Below are 23,246 nucleotides of genomic sequence, written 5' to 3'. Positions count from 1 at the left end.
GGCCAAGCGTGGGATGCAGTCTCATGATTTAAGGAGCAGTTTGTAGTTGGCTTTGAGATGAATTTTGACCAGCTTGATTTTCTTGCCGGCCAATGCTTTGCCCGTTTGCAGCGCAATGCCGGCGGCTTGGGCTCCTAGGCTGGACGACATGGTGAGCAGATCGGCGCTACTCGTGCCACTGGCCAACCCCTGCTTGGCGGCGTCGCGGTCCATGGAGCCGGGAATGTTGAGTCCTTCCCCGCCGTCCAGATCGTAGGCTTTCAGGCTCAAGGGAAGCAGTTCTGAATCTGCACCGATGTGGCCTCGATGGTGAGACGATTGCCCGATACCTGGCAGGTGCCATACAGGAAGCTGTTGCGCGGAATGATGCGCCCCTCCAGCTGCACATCGGAAAGCAGGCGCAACTCGTAGCCGAAGTCGGCAGTGTGGAACTGGCCCGTGACCCGGAAGTAAGCCAGCGGCGGGCCTACCTCAAAAGAGCCGAGCAGGAGCCGGCGCGGCAACGGCTATGATAACGCCCGCGCCGAATCGTTGTAGAGCCGGCTTGAAACGCAACTGCTCGCTGGCGGCAGATTCCGCGACTTGAGCGAAGCGCACCCAGAAATCAGCCATTATCTGGCTTACTACAACCACGAGCGCCGGCATTCTGCCCTCGGCTACCTATCGCCCAATCACTTTAAATCCCACTTTCAAACTACGTCTCAATTCTGTGCGGCCTAGTTAGACCACCTCAAACACCTAGGACCCGACCGTGCTCGGTTCAAGAACTTATTATTGGCTTGCCCCTAATTGAAGTATTCGATTCATTGGAGTTTCCACTCGATTGCAAGCAAGATATTGGCGCGGGTCGGTTGATGTTAATTTATAAATACTGTTCAGTACATTTACCATGCTCTGACTGCGTCCCGCCCGTTTCCTCATGCCCCGTGAGTTCCTCCTCCCACCGAGCTTATGCTTCCTGGCCCGATGAGGCCCTGCTTAGGGCATTAGTAGAAAACGACCGAACGGCCTTTGCCGAGATTTATGAGCGGTATTGGTACCGGGTGTTTGCCGTAGCGTACCGCAAGCTTAAATCCCGGGAAGTTGCCGAAGAGCTAGTTCAGGATTTGTTTGCGGCCCTCTGGCATAAGCGCGCGGAACAAGTTATTCAGCAACTCGAGTATTATCTGCTGGCCGCCATCAATCGGCGGGTTATCGGCTATTTACGGGCTCACCAGGTGCGCGCCGCCTACGCCGATTACTGCCGTCACTACCAACTCGAAACCAGCCACGAAACCGAGCACAGCCTGGCCGCTACCGATTTATCGGAAGCTTTTGCCAAAGCCCTGCTGCGCCTGCCCGAGCAATCACGGGAGGTATTTCGGTTAAGCCGCCTCGAACACATTCCCGTGCGCGACATTGCGGAGCGCCTGAATTTGTCGCCTAAAGCCGTGGAATATCACCTTACCAAGTCGCTGAAGCTACTGCGCACCTACCTGCGGGACTTTACGATAGTCGCTTTGATTTTTTTGCTTCACTAACTCACCGCGCGCCTTCCTAAAAATATCGCTTTTCAAGCCTGGAATAGCCTAAAGCAAGGTAGATCGGGCAAGCAAAGCGTAGCGTCTTAAGAAAAAAGTTGTAGTTGGGTTTAGGGGTTGACCGAAGCTGCGCGTCTTCCTCTATAGAAGCATCTTTCTCTGCCCGCTATGCTAACCCAAGCTGAATTCGAAGCCATCCTCCAACGCTACCTCGACGGCCGCAGCCAACCGGGTGAGGCGCAGCTGGTGGAGAAGTGGAGTGAGCAGCTTGGGCTAGAAGAAAATTTGGTGTTGAGCTTAGACCAGCACGAGGAAGTGCGGGCTGCTATGTGGCACAAGATAGTGGCGCTTACCGGTGGCGAGTCAACTCCCGAATTAGTTCAGGAAGAAGCGCCCGTGTTAAGCCGTCCCTTGGCTTTCTGGCAACAACCCGTTGTGCGGTGGGCCGCCGCGGCGCTGCTGGTGCTAGGAGTCGGCCTGGGCTGGTGGCTGCCGCAACGCCAAGCGCAGGTAGCGGCCACAATAGCATCGCAATGGGTCGTGAAAACCAATCGTATCCAGCAGCAGCAAGACTTAGTTTTGGCGGATGGAAGCCGCGTCACGCTTTACCCTGGCAGCACCCTTAAATACCGAGCCGGCCTGACCGGTGGTCGGCGGGAAGTGCTCCTGATGGGGCAAGCGTACTTTAAAGTGGCGAAAAACCCGGCACGGCCCTTTCTGGTGTACACCGATAAGGTGGTAACGACCGTGCTGGGCACTAGCTTCCTGGTAACTGCATACACGGGTAAAGCCGCAAAAGTAGCGGTGCGCGAAGGCAAAGTGGCCGTTCAGGCCCGCCATGGAGCGCGCCTGGACGCCACGCCGGCGCAGCCCGCCGTGAATGGAGTGGTACTGTTGCCGAATCAACAAGTGGTGTACACCGACGAAAACCATTCCCTCGACAAGATCCTAGTGGAAGAACCCGTCCTGCTGGTGCCCCATCCACTGGAATTCAAAAAGCGCCCCGTCCCGGAAGTGCTGGCGGCCCTGGAAAAGGCATACGGCGTCAACATCGTCTACGATCCGTCCCGGCTCCGCGAGTGCACCATCACCATTGCCTTCGACAACGAATCCTTGTTCGAGCAGTTGGATGTTTTGTGTAAAGCCTTGAACGCCAAGTACAAATTAGCCAATAACGCGCAGATTATATTTGAGAGTAACGGCTGTAAGTCCACCTACTAGCTAGGTTTCTTTTGTGCGTCAGGCTCCGGCCTACTGCATATACTTTTCCTCCCCGTTGACAACCATCGTCCGACGCCGCCCTTGGGCCGGACGGCAGCACAGCACGCTTTGTTGAGCGTGGAAGGCTACCCCTGTCTTTTCAAAATCATTTAAAAAATCCCACCGCAAACGTTTTCGCATATGAAAAAGCCTGTACTCCTTACGCGAAGATTCTGGGGCCCAGCTAAACTGCTTGCGCTCCACGTAGCCCTCGCCTGTCCCTTGGCGGGCACTGTGAAAGCCAGTCCGTTGCTAATGCAAGTGCTCTTGGAGCGCAAAATCTCTTTAAAGGCACAGGCGCAAACGATTGAATCGTTGCTGAGCCAACTGGAAAAGCAATTAAGCGTCCGGTTTATATACAGCCCGTCCTTGATTGGCTCGGACCGCCGGGTGACGCTGGAAGTGGCCGACAAACCGCTCACGCAAGTGCTGGACGAGTTGCTGGCCCCGCGCAAAATTCAGTATGAGGTGCGCAACAACCGCATCATCCTGAGCCAAGTTAAATCCACGGCCGATGTGCCGGTAACGGGCCAGATAGTGCAACCCAACGGCGAACCCCTGCCCGGTGTCACGATTGTAGTAAAGGGCACCACCACCGGTACGAGCACTGATGCCGAGGGGCGCTTCACGCTCAGCGTCCCGCCCGGGGGCATTATCGTTGTCAGCTCGGTCGGGTTTGTGCGCCGGGAAGTGACGATTACCGAAGCCACCCCCAACCTTACTATCAAGCTGGCCGAGGATACCAAAGCCCTGGATGAAGTGGTCGTAGTCGGGTATGGCACCCAGAAAAAAGGCGACGTAACTGGGGCCATTGCGTCGTTCAACGCCGAAAAGCTAACCGAGCGCCCCATTGCCCGCGTCGATCAGGCGCTGGTGGGGCAGCTGGCGGGCGTGCAGGTCAAGCAGACGACGGGCGTGCCCGGCCAAGGCTTTTCGGTGCAGGTGCGAGGCTCGGGCTCGATTACGGCCGGCAACGAGCCGCTCTACGTTATCGACGGCTTCCCGCTGGAAAACACGTCGCAGAACGCGGCGGGCCGGTTCGGGAGCGGCAGCCCGCTCGACAACATCAACCCCAACGACATCGAGAACATCGAGGTGCTGAAAGACGCTGCCGCCGCCGCTATTTACGGCTCGCGGGCGGCCAACGGGGTGGTGCTTATCACCACCAAGCGCGGCAAGTCGGGCAAGCCGAAATTCACGCTCAACAGCTACGTGGGCGTAACCGAGAAAGTGCGCGGGCTGGACATGCTCAGCGCCGAGGAATGGGTGGACCGGGCCACCGAAATCATCAACGCCACCTGGGTGGCATCCGGCCCGAACCGCTTGGCCAGCCAATCCACTGCGGAGCGGCAGGCCATACTGCGCAACAACACCATCAATCCCAACCTCATGATCGATGAGCGGTGGCAGCAGCCCGGCCACCCTGGTTTAACTTACATCGACTGGCAAAAGGAATCCTTTAAGAAGGGCCTGGTGCAGAACTACCAGCTGGGGGCCAGTGGCTCGACCGACTTCGTCAACTACTACGTGTCAGGCGACTACCTCAAACAGGAGGGCATTATGATCGGGTTAGGATATGAACGCTACGCGGCCCGGGCCAACGTGGAAGTGAAAGTGCTGCCCCAACTGAAGCTGGGCTTGAACCTGGCGCCCTCTTACTCCATCACCCAAGACCCCGGCATCGAAGGCAAGGACAACCAGTTGCAGTACCTGACCTTCAACATTCCGGTGGCCGAGGCCAGTGCCGGCCTCGACGCCAACACCGGCGACATTCTACCTTACGCCTGGGGAGGGCGCCCCAGCCCGGTCCGCGGCCTGGAAAACACCACCGGCGACACCAAAACCTTCCGCACCCTGGGCACCATCTACGCCGACTACCAATTTTTGCCGGGTCTGAGTTTGCGCTCGACGCTGAACCTCGACAACGCCGACGGCAACACCAAATACTTCCGGCCCGCCTTTGTGAGCGGCAGCGCGGGCAGCCGCCAGGCTTCGGCCTACTACGACGGCTACAAAAAGCTCACTTTCGTCAACGAAAACACCTTGTCGTATACCAAGGCCGTGGGGGAAAAGCACAACTTCTCGGCCCTGGCCGGCTACTCCTACAACAACACCAAGATCGACGCCCAGCGCCTGACGGCGGCCAACGGCTTTATCAACCAGGCGGTAACCACCATCAATGGCGCCACCACCGTAAGCGGCACCACCGACAACTACACCACCGAAACCCGCAACGTGCTGATTTCCAGCTTTGGGCGCTTGCAGTATTCCTATGACGGCAAGTACCTGTTTTCGGGTAGCGTCCGGCGCGACGGCTCGTCGCGGTTCGGCGAAAACGATAAGTACGGCATCTTCCCGGCCGCCTCGGTGGGCTGGCGCATCTCGCAGGAAAACTTCATGCCTAAGCAGGACGTGCTCAGCGACTTGAAGCTGCGCGGCAGCGTGGGCTTGTCGGGCAACAACAGCATCGGCGACTACAGCAGCATTGCCACGCTCGGCGTGTACACCTATTCCTCGGGGGGCTCGCTGATTCCCGGCCAAGCGCCCAACCGCATCAACAACCCCAACTTGAAGTGGGAACGGTCGCGCACCTTCGACGTGGGTCTGGACTTCGGTTTGATTAATAACCGCGTGACCGGCTCGTTGGACTACTACACCAAAACCAGCCGCGACTTGCTGCTGAACGTGCCAGTGCCCACCACGGCGGGTTTCGCCACTCAGCTCACCAACATCGGCGAGGTACTCAACAAGGGGTTTGAAGTGGAACTAAGCAGCCGCAACCTCATTGGCAAGTTCGAGTGGAGCACCTCAATCAACTTCAGCCACAACCGCAACCGGGTGGTGCACCTGGGCCCCAACGACGCGCCGATTCTGGTGGCTTCGGGCTGGGATATTGCCAACAACATTCTGCAGGTGGGGCAGCCGCTGTATTCCATCTACGCCGTTAAAACCATCGGCATCATCAGCCAGAGTGATTTGGATGCTGGGGTTGCCCGCTACGGCACCCAAACCGTGGGAGACGCCAAGTACGAAGACTTCAACGGCGACGGCAAGATCGATGCCAGCGACCGGCAGGTTGTGGGGCAGCCCAATCCTAAGTACACCTGGGGCGTCACCAACAACTTCCGCTTCAAGGGCTTCGATTTGGCCGTGCTGGTGCAGGGCCAGCAAGGCGGCTCGATCTACTCGCTGTTTGGGCGCGCCGTCGACCGCACCGGTACGGTGTACAGCGAAAACGTGCTGGGCATCAACCGCGACCGGTGGCGCTCGGCCGATGAGCCGGGCACCGGCGAGCGGGGCAAGGCTTACTCCACCTTCGGCTACACCAAACCCACCGACTGGCTGTACTCGTCGAACTACTACCGCGTGCGGCAAATCACGCTCGGCTACGACCTGGGGCTGCTGATCAAGAAAAGCGTGGCCCAGGGCGCCCGCATCTACGTGTCGGCGGAAAACTACTTCGGCAACGACCGGTACGATGGCGGCTACAACCCCGAAGCGGTGAACACAAGCGGCGGCGATTCCAACTTCCCCATCGGCGTTGACTACGGCGGGTTGCCGCTGGCCAAAACCCTAACGCTGGGTCTAAACCTTACTTTCTAACGATGCCAGTTGCTAGCAGCCAGAAGCGGGCCGCGGGTTTTCCTGCCTCAACTTCTGACTCTTGCCGCTCGTCTCTTTCCTTGGAATTCCCCATGAAAAAAATATCAACCCTCCTGCTAAGCTTAGGATTGCTGGTGTTCAGCAGCTGCGAAGATGATCTGGATCAGGTGCCCATCTCCAGCGGCTCGGTGCCCACGTTCTACAAAACGGCCGACGACTTCACCCAGGCCTTGACGGCGGTCTACAGTTCGCTGCGCTACTCCACGGCCGGGGGCTACCCCGACCGGCTCTACAACCTGGCCGAAACCCGCTCCGACAACCTCTACGCTGTGGCCGATATTGCCGGGGTGCGCGAATGGGAGCCAATCAACAATTTCGCAACCACGCTGGCGTCCAACTCCTATATCGCTGAAGCGTGGAACACCAACTACGCCTCTATTTTTCGGGCCAACACTTTCCTCGACCAACTCGCAACCAACGGCACCACCGTGGACGACGCCACCCGGGCGCGCTACGAAGCCGAAGCCAAGTTCCTGCGGGCCTTCTTCTACTTCGATTTGGTGCGCTACTTCGGCAAGGTGCCCATTCTGGATAAGCCCCTTGGCGCCGACGAAGCCGCTAAAGTGTCCCGCAGCCCCGTGGCCGACGTCTATCAACTCATCATGGCGGACCTGCAAACCGCCATTAGTGGCTTGCCGGTTTCCTATACCGGCAGCGGCAACGTGTTCCGGGCCACGTCGGGGGCTGCTAAAACCCTGCTGGCGCTGGTGCACATGACCCGGTCGGGTCCCACTTACGGCATTGAAGGTCCTGGCCTAGCCGTGAATGAATACGCCCAGGCGGCCAAGCTGCTCAACGAAGTAATTGCCAGCGGACGTTATTCCATGCTGCCCAGCTACACCAACATCTTTTCCTACACCAACGAGAACAACGCCGAAGTAATTTTCGACGTGCAGTACGTGAGCGGCGGCCAGAACTTGGGCGCCACGTATCCGGGCCAAATCGTATCCGACGACCTGTTTACCGCCCTCAGGATCCCATTTTCCTCGGGCTCACCTGATGCCCGCTTTGCCTCCAACAACCTGGTCAACTCCTACCCGACCGGCGACGTGCGCAAGGCAGCTACCTTCACCCTGAATTATACCAACATCACGGGCTTCAACGAGACGCGCCCCACCATCACCAAATACCTAAACCCCAGTTTGCGGGGCGTGAGCCGGTTTGATTGGCCCATCAACTTCATTGTGATGCGCTACACCGACGTGCTGATGATGCGAGCCGAATGCATCCTGCACGGGGCCGGCGGCACCCAGGCTGACGTCGATAACATTGTCAACCAGGTGCGTGCCCGCGCCGGCATCAGCGGCACCCTTACGGGCGTAACCATGGCTCAGCTGATGGAGGAACGGCGTCGCGAGTTTGCCGGGGAAGGGTTGCGCTGGCACGACCTAGTGCGCGAAGGCATGGCTCTAACCACTATCAACGCCTGGATAACCCAGGATGACGTGAAGCGCCGCATGAATACTATCGTGCCCAACTACGTCATCTATCCCGTGCCGCTAACCGAGTTAACGACCGTGCCCAACCTGTACGAGCAAAACCCGGGCTATTAAACAACAGCTCGCCCGCTTAGCAACACATTCCAGTCAATGACTAAAGGGGTTGGCTCCACCGGCAACCTACTGGCATTGCCAACCCTTTTTTCTGGCTCTTTCTTACTGATCTTCAATGCATAAGCACTTGCTGGTTATCGGCTTGCTCGTTCCCGCCGCGGGATTCGGGCAACACAAAGCCCTGGACATCACCACCTACGGCGCTAAAGGCGACGGCCAAACCGACAATACCGTTGCTATTCAGAAAGCGGTGGATGCCGCCGCAGGGCGCGGTGGCCAAGTGGTGGTTCCCGCCGGCCGTTTCGTGACCGGGCCGCTGACGCTCAAATCCGGTGTTGACTTGCACTTGGCGAAAGGCGCTATGCTGCTGGGCAGCACGCACCGCCTCGATTACGGCACCGTGGCCACATCGCTCCTCAATGCTACCAACCAGCAGAATGTCTCTATCACCGGCCAGGGCACCATCGACGGTCGGGGCCAAGAGTTGGTGCAGGACTTGCTGGCCGAGCTGAAAGCGGGTACGCTGCAAGACCCCGAATGGCAAGTAAAGCGCCCCACCGAGAAGAACCGGCCGCAGCTGGTGCTGCTCACGGGCTGCCGGAAAGTGCGCGTGACGGGCGTAACGTTCAAGAATTCTGCGAGTTGGGTGCAAGCCTACCGCGAATGCACCGACATGGTAGTGGACAGCATTCGGGTGGAAAGCACGGCGTACTGGAACAACGACGGCATCGACTTCGTGGATTGCCGGAACGTGCAGCTCAGCAACAGCTTCTTCAACGCGGCCGACGATGGTATCTGCCTGAAATCGGAGAACCCCCAAAGCCGCTGCGAAAACATCACGGTAACCAACTGCACGGTACGTTCCAGCGCCAGCGCCTTCAAGCTGGGCACTGGCTCGTTTGGCAGCTTCAAGAACATTAAGGTCAACGGCTTGACTGTGTACGACACCTTCCGTTCGGCCATTGCCCTGGAAACGGTGGACGGGGCCGTGCTCGAAGACATCGACATTCGCAACGTAACGGCCAAGAACACCGGCAACGCCATCTTCCTGCGCTTAGGCCACCGCAAGGGCGAAGCGCCCGGCACGCTGCGCCGCGTATATATTGGCAACGTGAAAGCGGAAATCCCCGCGGGCAAGCCCGACCAGGGGTACGCCATTGAAGGCCCCGTTTTCAAGGAGCCGCACAACGTGAATCCGGCGAGTATCGTGGGGTTGCCCGGCCACCTAGTGCAGGACGTGACGCTGGAAAACATCGACATCCGCTACGCCGGCGGCAACCGCAAAACCGTGGCCTATGCCAGCTTGGATTCGCTGGCCAGGGTGCCCGAGCGCCCGGCCAACTACCCGGAGTTTTCGATGTTTGGCGAGTTGCCCGCGTACGGCTTCTACGTGCGCCACGCGCAGGGAATCACCTTCAAAAACGTGCGTATCAGTTCCAGTGGCGCCGATTACCGGCCCGCCTTGGTCTTCGATGATGTGCAGCAACTCATCCTGCAGCAAGTGACGGTGCCAACAACTCCCAGCCAGCCGACGCTCGTTCTGCGGGACGTACCGGCCCCGCAGTTGAAACAAGTGAGTCTGCCCGGCCTCAAGCAGCAAGCCACTCTGGTGCAGGGGCGGCAACAGCCCAATAGTTCCCGGCTCTAATTTATTCCGCTTTGAAAATAAGTTACGTCTTCGTTTTGCTGACGGTGCTGGAACTGCTGTCCGGGCCTAGCCGGGGGCAGGGGCCCGATGTGGTGGGTTACGTGCAAGTGCTTTCGGGCACGGCCCCCAGCACCACGGCCTCGTCCACCAAGCACGGGTCCAGCACCACCGAACACTTGGCCAATACCTTTCCGGCGGTGGGCCGGCCTTTCGGCATGACCAGTTGGACGCCGCAAACCCGCCTAACGGAAAACAAGTGCGTGGCGCCTTACTACTACGCCGACACGCTGCTTTCCGGCTTTCGGGCCAGCCACTGGCTGAGCGGCTCCTGCACCCAGGATTACGGGAGCGTAACCATCATGCCCATCACGGGTAAGCTGAAAACCTCCGCGGCGGCCTATGCCGCGGCTTTTTCGCACCGCACCGAAACCGCCACGCCCGCCTACTACAAAGTGGCACTGCCGAAGTACCAGCTAGAAGTGGAAATGACAGCCACCGCCCGCTGCGGCCTGTTGCAAATAGTAGCCGCCACCGACGACAGCCTGTACGTGCTAATAACGCCGAATAGCGACCGGGGCCAAGGTTCGGTACAGGTGAACACGCAAACCGGTGAAGTCTCGGGCTTCAACCCGACCTACCGGATTTATCAGAACTGGGGGCAGCCGGCCGGCTTCAGCGGCTACTTCGTGGTGCAAACTGAACGGCGCAATGGGCGTGGTGGTACGTTCAGCGGCGACCAGGCCACGGCGGCCGTCAGCCTTCAGAACCGGAAGGATATGGGGGCGTTTCTAGGTTTCAAGGTGCGCAAGGGCGACACTTTGCGCCTGCGCGTGGGCACGTCGTTCAGTAGTTTGGCTGGGGCGCGGCAGAATTTGAAGGCGGAAATTCCGGGGTGGAATTTCCGGCAGCTTGTCGCTCAAAACCGCGCCGCCTGGCAAACCGCCCTGGGCCAGATTCAGGTAACGACCAGCAGGGAGCAAGACAAGCGCATCTTCTACACGGCCTTTTATCACAGCCTGCTCCAGCCCCGCCTCTTCAACGATGTGGAGGGCACTTACCCGGCTTTCGGCGGCAATGCCAAGTTGATGAAACTGGCCAAGGGCAACTACTACGATGATTTTTCGATGTGGGACACCTACCGGGCGCAGCTGCCGCTGTTGGAGCTGCTGCAACCCAAGCTGGCGAATGACTTGGTGCAGTCAATGATCTTAAAAGGCCAGCAGGGCGGCTGGCTACCTATTTTCCCGTGCTGGAACAGCTACACCGCCGCCATGATTGGGGACCACGGCACGGCCTTTATTGCCTCCGCCTACGTGCGCGGCCTGCGCGACTACGACGTGGCCGAGGCTTACCGCCTGATGCGCCGCAACGCCTTCGACCAGCCCACGCCCGCCGAGTACCTCGACGGCAAAGGCCGTCGCGCCTTGACTTCTTACCTGAAATACGGCTTCATCCCGCTGGAAGACAGCGTGAAGGAGGCTTTCCACAAAATGGAGCAGGTGAGCCGCACGCTGGAATATGGCTTCGACGATTACGCACTGGCCCAAGTAGCCAAGGGCTTGGGTAAAACCGCCGATTATCACACCTTGATGAAACGCGCGCAGGCGTACCGCCACGTCATCGACCCCACGGTGGGTCTAGCGCGGGGCCGCTACGCCGACAACCGGTGGTACGCGCCGTTTCGGCCCGATGTGCGCGAGTTCTACATCACCGAAGGCACGCCCCGGCAGTACACGTTCTACGTGCCGCACGATGTGCCGGGTCTAGCGCAACTCATGGGCGGGCCCGCCCAGCTGGAAGCCTCGCTCGACACTCTGTTTGCCCGCGGCGAGTACTGGCACGGCAACGAGCCCGGCCACCAGATTCCGTTTATGTACAATTACACGGCCTCGCCCTGGAAAACTCAGCGCGCCGTGCGCCGCATTCTCACCGAGGAATACACCGATGGCCCCGGCGGTCTGAGCGGCAATGATGATGCCGGCCAGATGTCGGCGTGGTACGTGTTTGCCGCGCTTGGTTTGTACCCGCTCAACCCCGCATCCGATGAATACCAGCTGTGTACGCCCTTGTTTGACCGCGCCACGGTGCGGCTGCCGAACGGTAAGACGCTGGAAATCAGAACGAAGAAAGCTACTTCTGCGGCAATCTATATCGCTGGCGTGCAGTGGAACGGCAGAAAATACCCGTTCTCTTACCTGCACCACGCCGACCTGATTCAAGGTGGGCAACTGGAACTGGACTTGCAGGCGGCACCTGCCAAAGCGTGGGCGCAAACCACTAAATAAACCGTTGCAGAAAACCACACCAAGCGAAACCGACATCTCTGCTGCTTTTACCTCGGTGCGACACCACCTGAGGGTAAGGGCCGTGGGAATCCCTTACGAAGTAGTAGGGATGTCATCTTCGCTTAGGCCAACAAACTCGATTTCGCGAGTAGCACAAGCACACCGGCGCCCGACCGTGCTGGACGGCTTCGTGAAGGCAGCACATTGGCCTTCTCCCTCGACCATGCCACGAATATCACCGTGCGCAACAGCTCAGTGCGCTGGGGCGACAATCGGCCTGAGTACTACGCTCACGCGCTGGAAAGCCACGCCATAACCGACCTCAGCATTTTAAATCCAATCGGCAAATCGGTCTTCCCGAAGAAGCTGGTCGCCATCAAGTGATAAACTAAACTTCCTCTGTATTCCATGTTGCACTCCCGCCTGCTTGGTGCCGCCGCGCTGCTTTTAGTGTCGCTGACGAGCCTAGCTGACAAGCCTCGTCCTCAAGATCAACTGCTATCTAGCCCCGACAAGCAGCTGGGCGCGAGCGTCTCGGTGGTAGCGGGCGAAGCTTCTTATAGCATTTATCGGGGCGGCAACCGCTTGCTCTTACCCTCAAAGCTGGGCGTGGTCCGCGAGGACGCGGATTTTTCGAAGAACTTGAAGCTGCTCAGCACCGATAAAGTGCGGCGCGTCACGGAACGCTACTCGCTGCCGGGCGGCAAGCGGACGAACTGCGTTTACGAAGCTAACGAGCAAGTATACCACTTGCAAAACACCACCGGCGAGGCGTTCAACGTTGTTTTCCGGGTGTCGAATGACGGGGTGGCTTTTCGATATGAATTTCCGGGTAAGTCAACGGACCTCAAGAAGATAAAGGAGGAAACTACGTCTTTCCATTTCGACACGGATACGCGCACCTGGCTGCAACCCAAGGCTGATGCCCAGACTGGCTGGAAAAATACCAACCCCTCCTACGAACTGCACTACCTGCCCGACCAGCCCGCCGGGCAGGCCTCACCCACGCGCAACGGCTGGGTGTACCCCTCCCTGTTCCGCACCCACGATACCTGGGTGCTGCTCACCGAAGCCAACCTGGGCCGCACGTACTGCGGCACCGCGCTCCGGGCCGATTCGCCCGGCAACGAGTACCGCGTAGGTTTCCCGCAGGCGGCCGAGGTGTTTCCGGGCGGGACGCTGAATCCCGAATCGATGCTGCCCTGGCGCACGCCGTGGCGCATCATCACCATCGGCAGTTTGAAAACCATCGTTGAATCAACGCTGGGCACGGATTTGGCCGCACCTTCCGTGCTGCAAGCCGCCGATTACATCCGCCCCGGCAAGGCCGCTTGGAGCTGGGCGCTGGGCACCGACGATGCCACCAACTACGACACGCAACGTCAGTTCATCGACTACGCCGCCGACATGGGTTGGGCCTACGTGCTGGTTGACGCCGACTGGGACACGCGCATCGGCTACGACAGAATGCAGGAGCTGTCCACCTACGCCAAAAGCAAAAAGGTGAGTTTGCTGCTCTGGTACAACTCTTCCGGTTCCTGGAACCTGACCGACTACCACCCCAAAAGTGCGCTGCTCGCCCACGCCGACCGAGTGACAGAGTTTAGCCGTCTGCAAAAGATGGGCATTAGGGGCCTGAAAATCGACTTTTTCGGTGGTGATGGACAGTCGTTCATGACCTACTACCAGGACATTCTGCGCGACGCGGCCGACTATCGGCTACTCGTCAATTTCCACGGCGCGACCCTGCCCCGGGGCTGGCACCGCACCTATCCCAATCTGATGACTACGGAGGCCATCCAGGGCTTCGAGGCCGTGTACAACAAGCAGCGCGAAGCCGATCTGGAGGCCCAGATGTGCACGATGGCCCCTTTCGCCCGCAACGTGTTCGACCCCATGGACTACACGCCCGTGAGCTTGAAACCCTTTGAAAAACCGAACGTGGCGCGCAAAACCACCAACGGCTTCGAGTTGGCGCTGGCCGTGGTCTTTCTTTCGCGCATTCAGCACTACGCCGAAGAGCCCAAGGGTATGGCCCAGCAACCCGCCGAAGTGCAGGACGTGCTGCGCCAAATCCCGGCCGTATGGGACGAGGTGAAGTTTCTGGACGGTTTTCCGGGAAAATACTACGTGGTAGCTCGCCGCGCTGGTACGCGCTGGTACGTGGCGGGCATCAACGCCGAAGCCACCTCCAAAACGCTGAGCCTTGACTTGTCCTTTCTGCCCGTCGGCCAAGCGCTCCATCTCATTGGGGATGGCGCCGACCAATATTCCTTCGCGCAACAGAACCTCGCCGCCGGCAAGAAGGTGCGCGTGACCCTGCAGCCTAGCGGCGGCTTTCTGCTCTACAGCCAGGCGAAGGGAAAGGGTCAGTAAAATAATCACCGCTTTTTAAGTCCCACAAATCGCCGTATTGACTTAACACCTCTATGAAACATAGGCTACTTAGCTGCCTGATTTGCAGCATCCTGCTTCTCACCACTCCTGTTCTTGCGCAGCAACCCGCCACCCTGGCCAACTATAGCTTGGCTGAAACTCCGCCCATGGGCTGGAGCAGTTGGAACACGTTCAAGAAGGAGCCCAGCGAGGCCGTAATCAAGCAAACGGCCGACGCTATGGTAGCTACCGGCCTCCAAAAAGCAGGCTATCAGTACATCAATATTGACGACTTCTGGAGCACCGGTCGCGATGCCAAGGGGCGCATCCTGGTGGACACCGTGAAGTTTCCGCACGGCATGAAGGCCGTGGCCGACTACATCCACAGCAAGGGCCTGAAAGCGGGCATCTACACCAACATCGGTACGGAAGCCAACTACGCTACTTTGGCCAGCGGCGGCTACTACGACCAAGACCTGAAAACCTTCGCCGACTGGGGCTATGACTACGTGAAAGTGGACGTGAACTTCGCCAAAGACCGGTCAGAAGGTGCTTACACCAAAGAGTTTACGCAAGTAGCGGAAGCCATTAGGAAAACCGGCCGGCCGATGCTGCTTAACATTTGTAACCAAGGTGGCGGCAGCTACCAGCACTGGGCTCCCAGTCTGGGCAATACCTGGCGGGTGGGCGGCGACATCGACCATATGCCCAAAGGCGCCACTACGCAGTGGGCGGGCGTTATGTTCGAGTTAGACCGCATGGCGGCTGTGTCGGCTATTGCTGGCCCCGGCCACTGGAACGATGCCGATATGATGCTGGTGGGCGTGGGCACCGATGGCGGCCGCCTCACGGTAATGACGCCTACGGAGCAGCAAGCCCACTTTTCGTTGTGGTGCCTGCTGGCCTCGCCGCTCGTCATCGGCAACGACCTGCGCCACATGACGCCCCAAACGCTGGCCATTCTCACCAATAAAGAAGTTATTGCGGTGAACCAAGACGCGCTGGGCGTGCAGAGCACTCTGCTCTATGAGCAAGTCCGTGGCCTCCAAGTGTGGACGAAAAAGCTAGAATCGAAAACCGGCAATAAGTACGCCGTAGCGCTGTTTAACCGCTCCGCCAATGACGCGGAAATGACCCTGGATTTGCGCAAGCTCGGTTTCGCGGGCAAGGTGGCCGTGCGGGATTTATGGGCCCATAAAGACCTGGGCAAGTTGACTGGTGAGTACGCCGTGAAGGTGCCCAGCCACGGCGTGCAGTTGTTGGTCGTGCAATAGCGGCTGAGCTACTCCTGACCATCTGCAATCTATCATATGAATAGTATTTCGACATCAGTCTATTCTGCTCTACAGCGTCGTATTGCATTGCTGCTCCACTCTGGCGTGACTTGGGGGTGGTATGCACTACTGCTGTTTCTTTCGTCCCACATGAGCCAGGCGCAACAGGCCCCAACCGCGCCAAAAATCGAGAAACCGGCCAAAACCTGCTACCTGTTTGCGTCCTTTCGCCAGAACGGCGAGGATGGGCTGCACCTGAGCTGGAGCAACGACGCTTATACTTGGCACCGCCTGAAAAACGACGTATCCTTCCTAGTGCCCACCGTGGGTGAGCAGAAAATCATGCGTGACCCCTGCCTCTACCAAGGTCCCGACGGCACCTTTCACTTGGTCTGGACGACGGCGTGGCGCGGCCAGACCATCGGGTACAGTTCCTCGAAAGACCTAGTGCACTGGACTCCGCAAGTAGCGCTGCCCGTTATGACCGACGAGCCCGACTGCCTGTACACCTGGGCCCCTGAAGTCCGCTACGATCCGGCGCAGAAAAACTACCTGGTTTATTGGAGCAGCGCCCTTAAATCCGAGCAAAAGGCGGACTCCACAGGCAAGCTCCGGCACTATGCCCGCACGTATGCCGTGCGCACCCGCGACTTTAAAAGCTTCTCGAAACCCACGCTGTTTTTCAACCCCGGCCACGCCCAAATCGACGCCAGTCTGCTCGCTGATAAGGGCCGCTACCTGCTGTTCTACAAGTACGCCTACCGGGGCATCGCCTACGCCGTGGCCGACAACCTTGCTGGCCCCTGGCGACCGGTGCTGCCGCCCTTCACCACCGACGATTGGGAAGGCCCCTGGCCGCTGAAAGTGGGCAAAGATTACCTGGTATTCATCGACAACTTTAAGTCGAAAAGCCGCATGGGAGCTTGGCGTTCCTCGGATTTGAAAACCTGGATTGATGTCTCGTCCGAAGTGCATTTCCCGGTTGAGCAGCTCCATGGCTCGGTGCTGCCCGTTTCCGGCAAGCTGATCGAACAGTTGATACATTAATGGCTATGAAGTATATCTTGTCAAGTAATCGTTTCAGGCAAGTTGCCGCGCTGCTGTGTGTCTGGGTTGCGACGCTGCTTAGCGCCCAAGGGCAAATGGTTAAGCTCGCGGCCATTCCGTCGCCGGTGCTATTTCGGGGCGACGGCAGAACGGCATACCGCGACCCGGCCGTGCTCTACGACCGGGGCACGTTTTACTTGTATTTCACGCTGTCGGAGGTGGAGGCAGATGGCAAGGTGTACATGTACACGGCCTTCGCTAAAAGCAAGGATTTAATACAGTGGACCGCGCCTAAGAAAATCACCGTCAAAGACCAAAACCTTGATTATTCGAGTCCAGGCAACGTGATTCGCTATCAAAACGAGTGGGTGCTCTGTTTGCAAACCTACCCCCGCCCCAATTACACCGCCGACCAGATGCCGCGCTACGGCAGCAAGGATTCCCGCGTGTTCATTATGCGCAGCAAGAACCTGGAAGACTGGAGCCAACCCGAGCTGCTCCAGGTGAAAGGGCCCAGCGTGCCGGAAGCGGAAATGGGCCGCATGATTGACCCGTATCTGCTGGAAGACAAAGACGAGCCGGGCAAGTACTGGTGCTTCTACAAGCAAAACGGCGTAAGCCGCTCCTACTCGCGCGACCTGAAAAAGTGGACGTTTGCCGGCACCGCCGAATCAGGAGAAAATGTGTGCGTACTTACGCAAAACAACGAATATCTGCTCTTCAACTCGCCGCCTAACGGCATCAGCATTAAAACCTCACGCGACCTGAAAACCTGGCACGACCGGGGCACGCTCATCACGCTGGGCCAGGAAAAATGGGACTGGGCCCAAGGTCGCCTCTCCGCCGGCACCGTGCTCGATTTAACCCAGGTAGCCGGCATCAACAAGTATCTGCTGTTCTTCCACGGCTCGGGCCCGCTAACCGAGAAAGAGGGCGACTTCGACAAAAACGCCTCCTTAGGTGTAGCTTGGAGCACCGATCTGTGCACCTGGGACTGGCCCGGCAAATGACCATGCCCCCAATGACGATGACGTCCGGGTCCAGGATATTGACAACCACGCTCGCGGCTTGGCCGAAATAATCGGTTAGGCGTTGTAAGGTTTGCTCAGCCACCGAATCGGTACCATCGACAGCGCGTTACAACGGGGTCCGCCGTCGCATCTTCCACCCGGGCACCTCAGACAAAACGGGCATTCGACTCCATAACAGACAAGGGTAGGCAGTGACAGCCCAGTAGACGCTACGGGAGGTGGGGCAAGCGGGGGCCATCCCAGTTAATGTGCCACAACTCCTCGAAGTTGGTGGTATAGGCCGGCGTGCGCTGTTGCTGGCGGCTGGTCTACTCCCCCCTGCCGCCCCTTTGTGAACGTGGGCTACGGCAAAGCTTACGGTGCCCGTTCCGCCTTCATCTCAGCAGTCTTCAACCTTGACTGGTCGGTCAGGAAGCTGCCTCTGTTAAGTGGTTGGTCGGCGCAAAACGATTCATCAGACCGGCGCTTGCGCGGCGAGCCTATGATCCAAAGGACGAGTTGGGGATTTGCGGGGTGCAGTCGGGCAGTCTTATCTAGGAAGACAGTTGGTTGCTGTCCGGGTTCTGCACGTGTGGGTGATGGCGATTGATGATGACCACCGAAAAAGGAAAGGGTTCGGCATCGCGCTTCTCGATGCGAATGCAGCCATGCTCTTGTAAATCGGTCACGAGTGCCCGCCTCTCCGGCTCGGCCAGCTCATTCATTTTTTCCGCTAACTGACGGAAGAAAGGAGTTAGCCAAACCTCTTCCACCCCCCAGGTTCCCGCCATCTCCAGCATAAACTGCAGGCAGCGTAGCGAATTCGCGTTGGTAAGCGGTCGAATCGCCGCGAAAGAACCCGCTTGGGTAGCGACGGCAGAGACCGGTGGTACTCCTATCGACTTGGCGCCGTTCTCCCCGGCATTGCTGCTCGCTGGCTTGCGCAGAGTACTGGTTGGCCGGCGTAGTGCCCGTAAGCTTTCCTGCCGAGTTGCCGGCAGCAATGCCTGGGGATCAATCAGGCTATTGTCCCCAATAATTTGCAGCAAGTCTCCCGAAGTAGAATCTCGAAAGCCGACGACAATTACGCGCCGGGCTTGTCGGCGTAGATGTTGGATCACGGGGATATAGTCCCGGTCGCCTGCCATGAATACGAACGTTTTGATATCGGGCCGCGTGTATAACACCTCTAACGCATCAATGCATAGCTGCATATCAGCCGCATTCTTGTGCTCGGTTCCCAGTACGTTGCGAGTGGTAGCACCAAGCAGGTAAAGGTCGCCTAACTGGGCTGCCGGCCCAATCCGCTCGAAATCGGCGTACGCATTCAGTACGAGGGGCTCAATCCTTAACTCGTTGCGTAAATGTTCTCGCAAGCCCCGTATCGCTTCTAACACGCATTCTTGCGGGTCAACTAGGGTCGGGTAATTATTCTTGAAGTAGTAGTAAAAGTTTTCATAATCCACTAGTATGGTACCATAGGTAATTTCTTGCTTGTATTCCATGTTTAGCGTAAGCTTCTAAGAAGATGGTCGAAGTAAACGTAGTGAAGAAACGAATTCTGTCTAACAGGAGCAGCAGTATACCAGCCCTTCTATATGATTCCTGGTTTTATCAGCGTTGGTCCTGATAGCCCTCAAGGGTTTTAGGTGTCCCGCAAGAAGCTTTTATGACATAAGAAATGACGTTAAAAATTGCCCTCCTCCCCCTCCTGCTAGCCGTTTCACCTATTGCTTCGGCCAAAAAGGCCTATATGCCCCTTGAGGCGATTGCCTCGCAAGCAGATTATATTGTTATCGGGGAAATCGTCTCCGCTGACCCAACGTCATATCGATTCAAAGTGGCCGAATACATTAAAGGCAGCGGCCGCCAAATCCTAACAGTCCAGCAGTTTGCAGAATGGACATGCGATGTTCGCTACGCCAAGGCGGCCAAAGGACAACGCCTGTTTTTGTTTTTAAAGAAACACCATACCGCCCTGGAAATCATCGATGGTAGTAGCGGAGAAATGCCGATCATCAACCATACGGTAACGTTGCCGTACGAATCCTACGCCTATCAGTATGGAAAGCCGTTCGTACCCTATTCCATTGCTTTGCAGGAATTCAAGACCGGCATAAAGAAGCTTGTAAGCTGTTTCAACATCCCGGCAGATCCTAATCCTTTCTCCACTAATTCCAAGGCTGTCGTACAGTTATGCGGGGCAGACGAAATAAAGGCGTTTCGGTCTGCGAGTAAGTTTACGGGCTGGCTATACGAGCGAATCAGGACCCGTTATTCTATAGCCAATAAGTAGAGCAAAAGAACAAAGCCCGGCCAATGGTCGGGCTTTGCTCTTTTGCAATTGCTATCTCTTTACCCTACCAATCAGTAGGCTGGCGTTCAGGCGCGGTAGGCAGCACCGGGTGCACGCATTACGGCACAATTTTATATAACGCGCCTTTGCCGCTCTCGAGTAGCACCGTCAGCAGGTAGAGTTCCCCCGCGTTATCTTCCCCGAAACTGTACACGTGCCAATAGCCCGCCGTGCGCGAAATCGGCAGTTTTTGACGGGTCCACGTTTTGTTGCCCGTATCGGTTAGCTGCCAGATGGGGCCGCTCCAGTCGGCGAAAATGTATTTACCCGTCAGTGCCGGGATGGCTTGGCCGCGGTACACGAACCCGCCCGTTATGCTCAGCCCTTCCGCATGAGCGTATTCGCTGATCGGGTTAAGCCAGTTCTTGGGGTCGGGGTCCGCTTCGTTGTGCGCGTGCAATCCTTCGCGCACCCGCCAGCCGTAATTGGCGCCTTTCTCGACGATGTCGACCTCTTCAAACTTGTCTTGTCCGACATCCCCGGCAAACAGGCGACCGGTTTTGCGGTCGAAGCTGATCCGCCACGGATTACGGAACCCATACGCATAGATTTCAGGTCGCGGGGCAGGACTGCCAGCGCTTTGTTTGCCAGCGAAGGGGTTGTCTGGGGGGATACGATAGGGCGGCTGGTTGATGTCAAGGCGCAGGATTTTCCCCATCAGGGAGCCGAGATTCTGGGCGTTGCCGATCGGCCCGTGCTGGTCGTGTTGCCCCCCACCGTCGCCGACCGTGATGTATAGGTAGCCGTCAGGACCGAACTTGAGATCCCCACCGTTATGGTTGGATTCGGGATCCGCCATCCTGAGCACTGTCCGCCTAGAGGCTTTGTCGGCCAGCTCGCCGTTGGTAGAGACAGTGTATTCCCGCACTTCTTCCTGGTTATCGACGCCTTTTCGCCCCCCGGCCGGCGTGCTGCAATAGAGGTAAAATTTACCGTTTTTGGCGTAGTCCGGATGGAAAGCCAGTCCTAATAGCCCCCGTTCATCGTAGCCGTCGCGCTTGACAATTTCCTGCGAAATATCGAGAAAGGGTTGGGTCCGTAATTTCCCGTTGTCTAGAATGCGAATGCGGCCTTCCTGCTCGCACACGAACAGCCGGTTAGCGGCCGAGCCGGGCGCAACCGCAAAAGCTGTGGGGTGGGAAAGCTGATCGGAAACAAGTTGCAGTTTGACCGTGGGGGCCGGCTTTGACGCTTGCCCCAAGGTAGGGTAAGCCGTTAGCAGGCCCCCAAGGGAAATTACAGCTAGAAGCATTTTATGCATATAATTCATCTCTTGACTTTCAGAAAAGACTCAAACAGTAGTCCATGGGGCTTTACGATGTCTCCACTTCAGTACGCTGCTCGCTCTAGGACGTAGTGCCTTTGATCGTGCTCTAGGGGTAGCATACCCGGGCACAGCGGTAGAGCCATTTTCTAGCCGGGGGAAAGATACTACTTCATCTTGCCCCGTTCGGCTTCGACTAGACAACTTACCCGTCGCTATTCAGAAACCCAATAATCTCGGCATTCACCCGTGCGGGCTCTTCCAAGTGGAGCCAGTGCGTTGCGCCTTCAATTATTACCAGGTGTCCGTGGTCACATAAATCGCGCGCGGCGTAGGCGACATGGTGTTCGAGAAAGCTGTCGTGCTCACCCCAGAGCACGAGGGTCGGCACTTGAATTCGGGTTGGCTGCGCCGGCTTTTCCCGCTCGCGCAGTGCCCGGTAGTAGTTGAGCATAGCGGTCAGCGAGCCCTGGTCCCAGGCCTGTATATATTGCTCTAGTTCGCCTGGCTTAAACGCGTCCGCTCGTGCCGTGCTCTCTACCATGGCGCGCAGGCCCGCGAAATCGAGCGCACTGAGCGCGGTCTCCGGCAACCAGGGCAATTGAAACACGGCCACATACGTGCTGCGGAGCGCCTGGGTCGGATGCGTGAAGGCCTGCTCAGCCCACAAGTCCGGGTGGGGCGCATCCATAACGACCAGCCGCCGCAAGCGGTCGGAATGGCTAGCGCCCACGCCCCAGGCAATGATGCCGCCCCAGTCGTGCCCCACCAAGTAAAAGCGTTCGGCTTCGTAGTGATCGGCTAGTGCCAGCACGTCCGCCACCAGCCGATCGAGTCGATACGCGCTCACCTCCTCGGGGGCCTCGCTTTGGTTATAGCCGCGCAGATCAGGCACCACAACCCGGTAACCGGCCTCGGCGAACGGGGTGATCTGGTGACGCCAGGCCCACCAGAACTCCGGAAAGCCGTGCAACAGGATGAGCAGGGAACCATCGACTGGGCCAGCCTCGACTACATGAAGCGTGAGGCCATTGACCACCTGTTTGCTGCTTTTCCACCCTGCTTCCATCGTCCCTTTGTTGTTGCGTGGCCCCTTACTAGCTGGACGTAAAATAACGCCATGGGGTTTTCACCTAGAGAAAGCACTAAGTGTCAGAGAGCAGGAAGCCCAACCACTGGCCGGGCTTTGTAAGGCTTGGAGTGTGCCTTACCGAGCTACTCCGCACACTCGGTGAAATGAAAGAGTTTCTCATGGGCAGCCTACACCGAGCGAACCAGCCACAGGTCCTAAGACCTCACTGATAGAATATCGGCATTCGGCCGTCGTACAAGGCAAAGCACGCCTCGGTGGCAAAGGCTTGATACCGGAGCGGGTGCCGAGACTCCTGTTCCGGCCACCGCTCACAGTAGAACGAGTCCAGGGCATAGAGTTCGATACGGTAGTTGTCTTGCCAGCGCTGGGCAATCAGGACCCCGTACGCATGCACATAGTGATGTTTGTCAAGCACGGTCAAGGCTTGAAATTGCGAATACGTGAGCGCCATAACTGTAAAGAGGGTGCAATAGGCGGTGGAGAGCAGAAAGGCCGGCCCCACCGCTTCTAAGGGAGAAGCGGCAGGACCCGGTAAGCGGACAAAGACGGCAGGGAGAAAGCCCGTACAGAGCACCGTACGCTTCGTGACCCGCCGGACCCGACTACACGAGTGCCTGTGCAAAGCAGAGACCAATCTGCTCAAACAATTCAATTTGTTTGTATTTATTTACTTTATTAGAATTCTAATAGTAGACTTGGTGCCTGTGCATGCGGCAGTCTGGTGTTCCCTTTGGTATGTTAGTTATTCGTGATGTTATAAAAAGACATCGGGGCTGGGAGCCCGACGCACCTATCCTATACGCGCATAACTAACTACCTAGGCCAGCACAATCCGCCTGCCTGGCCGCTCCACTTCATAATCCTGGATTACCTGCTGCAGGATAGCCATATCCTTCG

General features: G+C 57.9%; 16 protein-coding genes and 3 pseudogenes. 13 read left to right on the top strand and 6 right to left on the bottom strand.

Features of this window, described 5'->3' with window-relative positions; all coding sequences use genetic code 11:
* Window positions 1-21 precede the first annotated feature (21 nt).
* Window positions 22-386: pseudogene (traM, locus tag ACFE7X_RS20590) on the bottom strand (conjugative transposon protein TraM).
* Window positions 387-552: 166 nt separating this feature from the next.
* Between traM and ACFE7X_RS20585 the strand changes: the two are divergent.
* The 12 genes and pseudogenes from ACFE7X_RS20585 to ACFE7X_RS20530 all read left to right on the top strand — a co-directional run.
* Window positions 553-720 (top strand): annotated as a pseudogene (locus ACFE7X_RS20585) (IS3 family transposase); the annotation flags it as partial.
* Between the two features lie 206 nt (window positions 721-926).
* On the top strand, window positions 927-1,520 hold the full coding sequence (locus tag ACFE7X_RS20580; RefSeq protein WP_375437573.1) for an RNA polymerase sigma-70 factor: 594 nt from the start codon (window positions 927-929) through the stop codon (window positions 1,518-1,520).
* 168 nt (window positions 1,521-1,688) lie between these two features.
* Entirely contained in the window at window positions 1,689-2,741 is a 1,053-nt protein-coding gene (locus tag ACFE7X_RS20575; protein ID WP_375437572.1) for a FecR domain-containing protein, read from the top strand.
* A gap of 180 nt (window positions 2,742-2,921) precedes the next feature.
* Window positions 2,922-6,383 (top strand): TonB-dependent receptor, encoded by a 3,462-nt coding sequence (locus ACFE7X_RS20570; RefSeq protein WP_375437571.1) that lies wholly within the window; start codon window positions 2,922-2,924, stop codon window positions 6,381-6,383.
* A gap of 92 nt (window positions 6,384-6,475) precedes the next feature.
* Entirely contained in the window at window positions 6,476-7,996 is a 1,521-nt protein-coding gene (locus ACFE7X_RS20565) for a RagB/SusD family nutrient uptake outer membrane protein (RefSeq protein WP_375437570.1), read from the top strand.
* 115 nt (window positions 7,997-8,111) lie between these two features.
* On the top strand, window positions 8,112-9,644 hold the full coding sequence (locus ACFE7X_RS20560) for a glycoside hydrolase family 28 protein (protein WP_375437569.1): 1,533 nt from the start codon (window positions 8,112-8,114) through the stop codon (window positions 9,642-9,644).
* Between the two features lie 11 nt (window positions 9,645-9,655).
* A complete protein-coding gene (locus ACFE7X_RS20555) occupies window positions 9,656-11,929 on the top strand; it encodes a GH92 family glycosyl hydrolase (protein WP_375437568.1) in 2,274 nt (757 codons plus the stop codon).
* 204 nt (window positions 11,930-12,133) lie between these two features.
* Window positions 12,134-12,313 (top strand): hypothetical protein, encoded by a 180-nt coding sequence (locus ACFE7X_RS20550; RefSeq protein ID WP_375437567.1) that lies wholly within the window; start codon window positions 12,134-12,136, stop codon window positions 12,311-12,313.
* 24 nt (window positions 12,314-12,337) lie between these two features.
* Window positions 12,338-14,305: a glycoside hydrolase family 97 catalytic domain-containing protein gene (locus tag ACFE7X_RS20545; protein WP_375437566.1), complete on the top strand. Its 1,968-nt coding sequence runs from the start codon at window positions 12,338-12,340 to the stop codon at window positions 14,303-14,305.
* 53 nt (window positions 14,306-14,358) lie between these two features.
* Window positions 14,359-15,579 carry a glycoside hydrolase family 27 protein gene (locus tag ACFE7X_RS20540; protein WP_375437565.1) on the top strand — a complete coding sequence of 407 codons (1,221 nt, stop codon included), beginning with the start codon at window positions 14,359-14,361 and terminating at the stop codon, window positions 15,577-15,579.
* A gap of 36 nt (window positions 15,580-15,615) precedes the next feature.
* Window positions 15,616-16,626: a glycoside hydrolase family 43 protein gene (locus ACFE7X_RS20535; protein ID WP_375437564.1), complete on the top strand. Its 1,011-nt coding sequence runs from the start codon at window positions 15,616-15,618 to the stop codon at window positions 16,624-16,626.
* A 95-nt stretch (window positions 16,627-16,721) separates the two neighbouring features.
* Complete coding sequence (locus ACFE7X_RS20530) at window positions 16,722-17,636, top strand: family 43 glycosylhydrolase (RefSeq protein ID WP_375437563.1); 915 nt, start codon at window positions 16,722-16,724, stop codon at window positions 17,634-17,636.
* Window positions 17,637-17,691: 55 nt separating this feature from the next.
* On the opposite strand, the pseudogene ACFE7X_RS20525 reads toward ACFE7X_RS20530, so the two are convergent.
* Window positions 17,692-17,739 (bottom strand): annotated as a pseudogene (locus ACFE7X_RS20525) (hypothetical protein); the annotation flags it as partial.
* Between the two features lie 451 nt (window positions 17,740-18,190).
* Entirely contained in the window at window positions 18,191-19,141 is a 951-nt protein-coding gene (locus tag ACFE7X_RS20520; RefSeq protein WP_375437562.1) for an NYN domain-containing protein, read from the bottom strand.
* Between the two features lie 176 nt (window positions 19,142-19,317).
* Between ACFE7X_RS20520 and ACFE7X_RS20515 the strand changes: the two genes are divergently transcribed.
* On the top strand, window positions 19,318-19,932 hold the full coding sequence (locus ACFE7X_RS20515; protein ID WP_375437561.1) for a hypothetical protein: 615 nt from the start codon (window positions 19,318-19,320) through the stop codon (window positions 19,930-19,932).
* Window positions 19,933-20,050: 118 nt separating this feature from the next.
* Here ACFE7X_RS20515 and ACFE7X_RS20510 read toward each other — a convergent pair whose 3' ends face one another.
* The 3 genes from ACFE7X_RS20510 to ACFE7X_RS20500 all read right to left on the bottom strand — a co-directional run bounded on the left by ACFE7X_RS20510 (window position 20,051) and on the right by ACFE7X_RS20500 (window position 22,764).
* Entirely contained in the window at window positions 20,051-21,244 is a 1,194-nt protein-coding gene (locus ACFE7X_RS20510; RefSeq protein WP_375437560.1) for a PQQ-dependent sugar dehydrogenase, read from the bottom strand.
* Window positions 21,245-21,461: 217 nt separating this feature from the next.
* Complete coding sequence (locus tag ACFE7X_RS20505) at window positions 21,462-22,325, bottom strand: alpha/beta fold hydrolase (protein WP_375437559.1); 864 nt, start codon at window positions 22,323-22,325, stop codon at window positions 21,462-21,464.
* A gap of 226 nt (window positions 22,326-22,551) precedes the next feature.
* The gene (locus ACFE7X_RS20500; protein ID WP_375437558.1) at window positions 22,552-22,764 is read right to left on the bottom strand and encodes a hypothetical protein; all 213 of its coding nucleotides are present in this window, start codon (window positions 22,762-22,764) and stop codon (window positions 22,552-22,554) included.
* Window positions 22,765-23,246: the final 482 nt, after the last annotated feature.

The organism is uncultured Hymenobacter sp. (assembly GCF_964242765.1).
GTDB lineage: Bacteria > Bacteroidota > Bacteroidia > Cytophagales > Hymenobacteraceae > Hymenobacter.
Note: the sequence above shows the minus strand (reverse complement) of the source record. Positions and strands in the feature narration are given on the sequence as shown.

Excerpts from the sequence above, each read along its gene's own strand:
- ACFE7X_RS20575 (WP_375437572.1), top strand. The coding sequence starts at position 1,689 with ATGCTAACCCAAGCTGAATTCGAAGCCATCCTCCAACGCTACCTCGAC.
- ACFE7X_RS20570 (WP_375437571.1), top strand. The coding sequence starts at position 2,922 with ATGAAAAAGCCTGTACTCCTTACGCGAAGATTCTGGGGCCCAGCTAAA.
- ACFE7X_RS20565 (WP_375437570.1), top strand. The coding sequence starts at position 6,476 with ATGAAAAAAATATCAACCCTCCTGCTAAGCTTAGGATTGCTGGTGTTC.
- ACFE7X_RS20560 (WP_375437569.1), top strand. The coding sequence starts at position 8,112 with ATGCATAAGCACTTGCTGGTTATCGGCTTGCTCGTTCCCGCCGCGGGA.
- ACFE7X_RS20545 (WP_375437566.1), top strand. The coding sequence starts at position 12,338 with ATGTTGCACTCCCGCCTGCTTGGTGCCGCCGCGCTGCTTTTAGTGTCG.
- ACFE7X_RS20540 (WP_375437565.1), top strand. The coding sequence starts at position 14,359 with ATGAAACATAGGCTACTTAGCTGCCTGATTTGCAGCATCCTGCTTCTC.
- ACFE7X_RS20535 (WP_375437564.1), top strand. The coding sequence starts at position 15,616 with ATGAATAGTATTTCGACATCAGTCTATTCTGCTCTACAGCGTCGTATT.
- ACFE7X_RS20530 (WP_375437563.1), top strand. The coding sequence starts at position 16,722 with ATGGTTAAGCTCGCGGCCATTCCGTCGCCGGTGCTATTTCGGGGCGAC.
- ACFE7X_RS20520 (WP_375437562.1), bottom strand. The coding sequence starts at position 19,141 with ATGGAATACAAGCAAGAAATTACCTATGGTACCATACTAGTGGATTAT.
- ACFE7X_RS20515 (WP_375437561.1), top strand. The coding sequence starts at position 19,318 with ATGACGTTAAAAATTGCCCTCCTCCCCCTCCTGCTAGCCGTTTCACCT.
- ACFE7X_RS20510 (WP_375437560.1), bottom strand. The coding sequence starts at position 21,244 with ATGCTTCTAGCTGTAATTTCCCTTGGGGGCCTGCTAACGGCTTACCCT.
- ACFE7X_RS20505 (WP_375437559.1), bottom strand. The coding sequence starts at position 22,325 with ATGGAAGCAGGGTGGAAAAGCAGCAAACAGGTGGTCAATGGCCTCACG.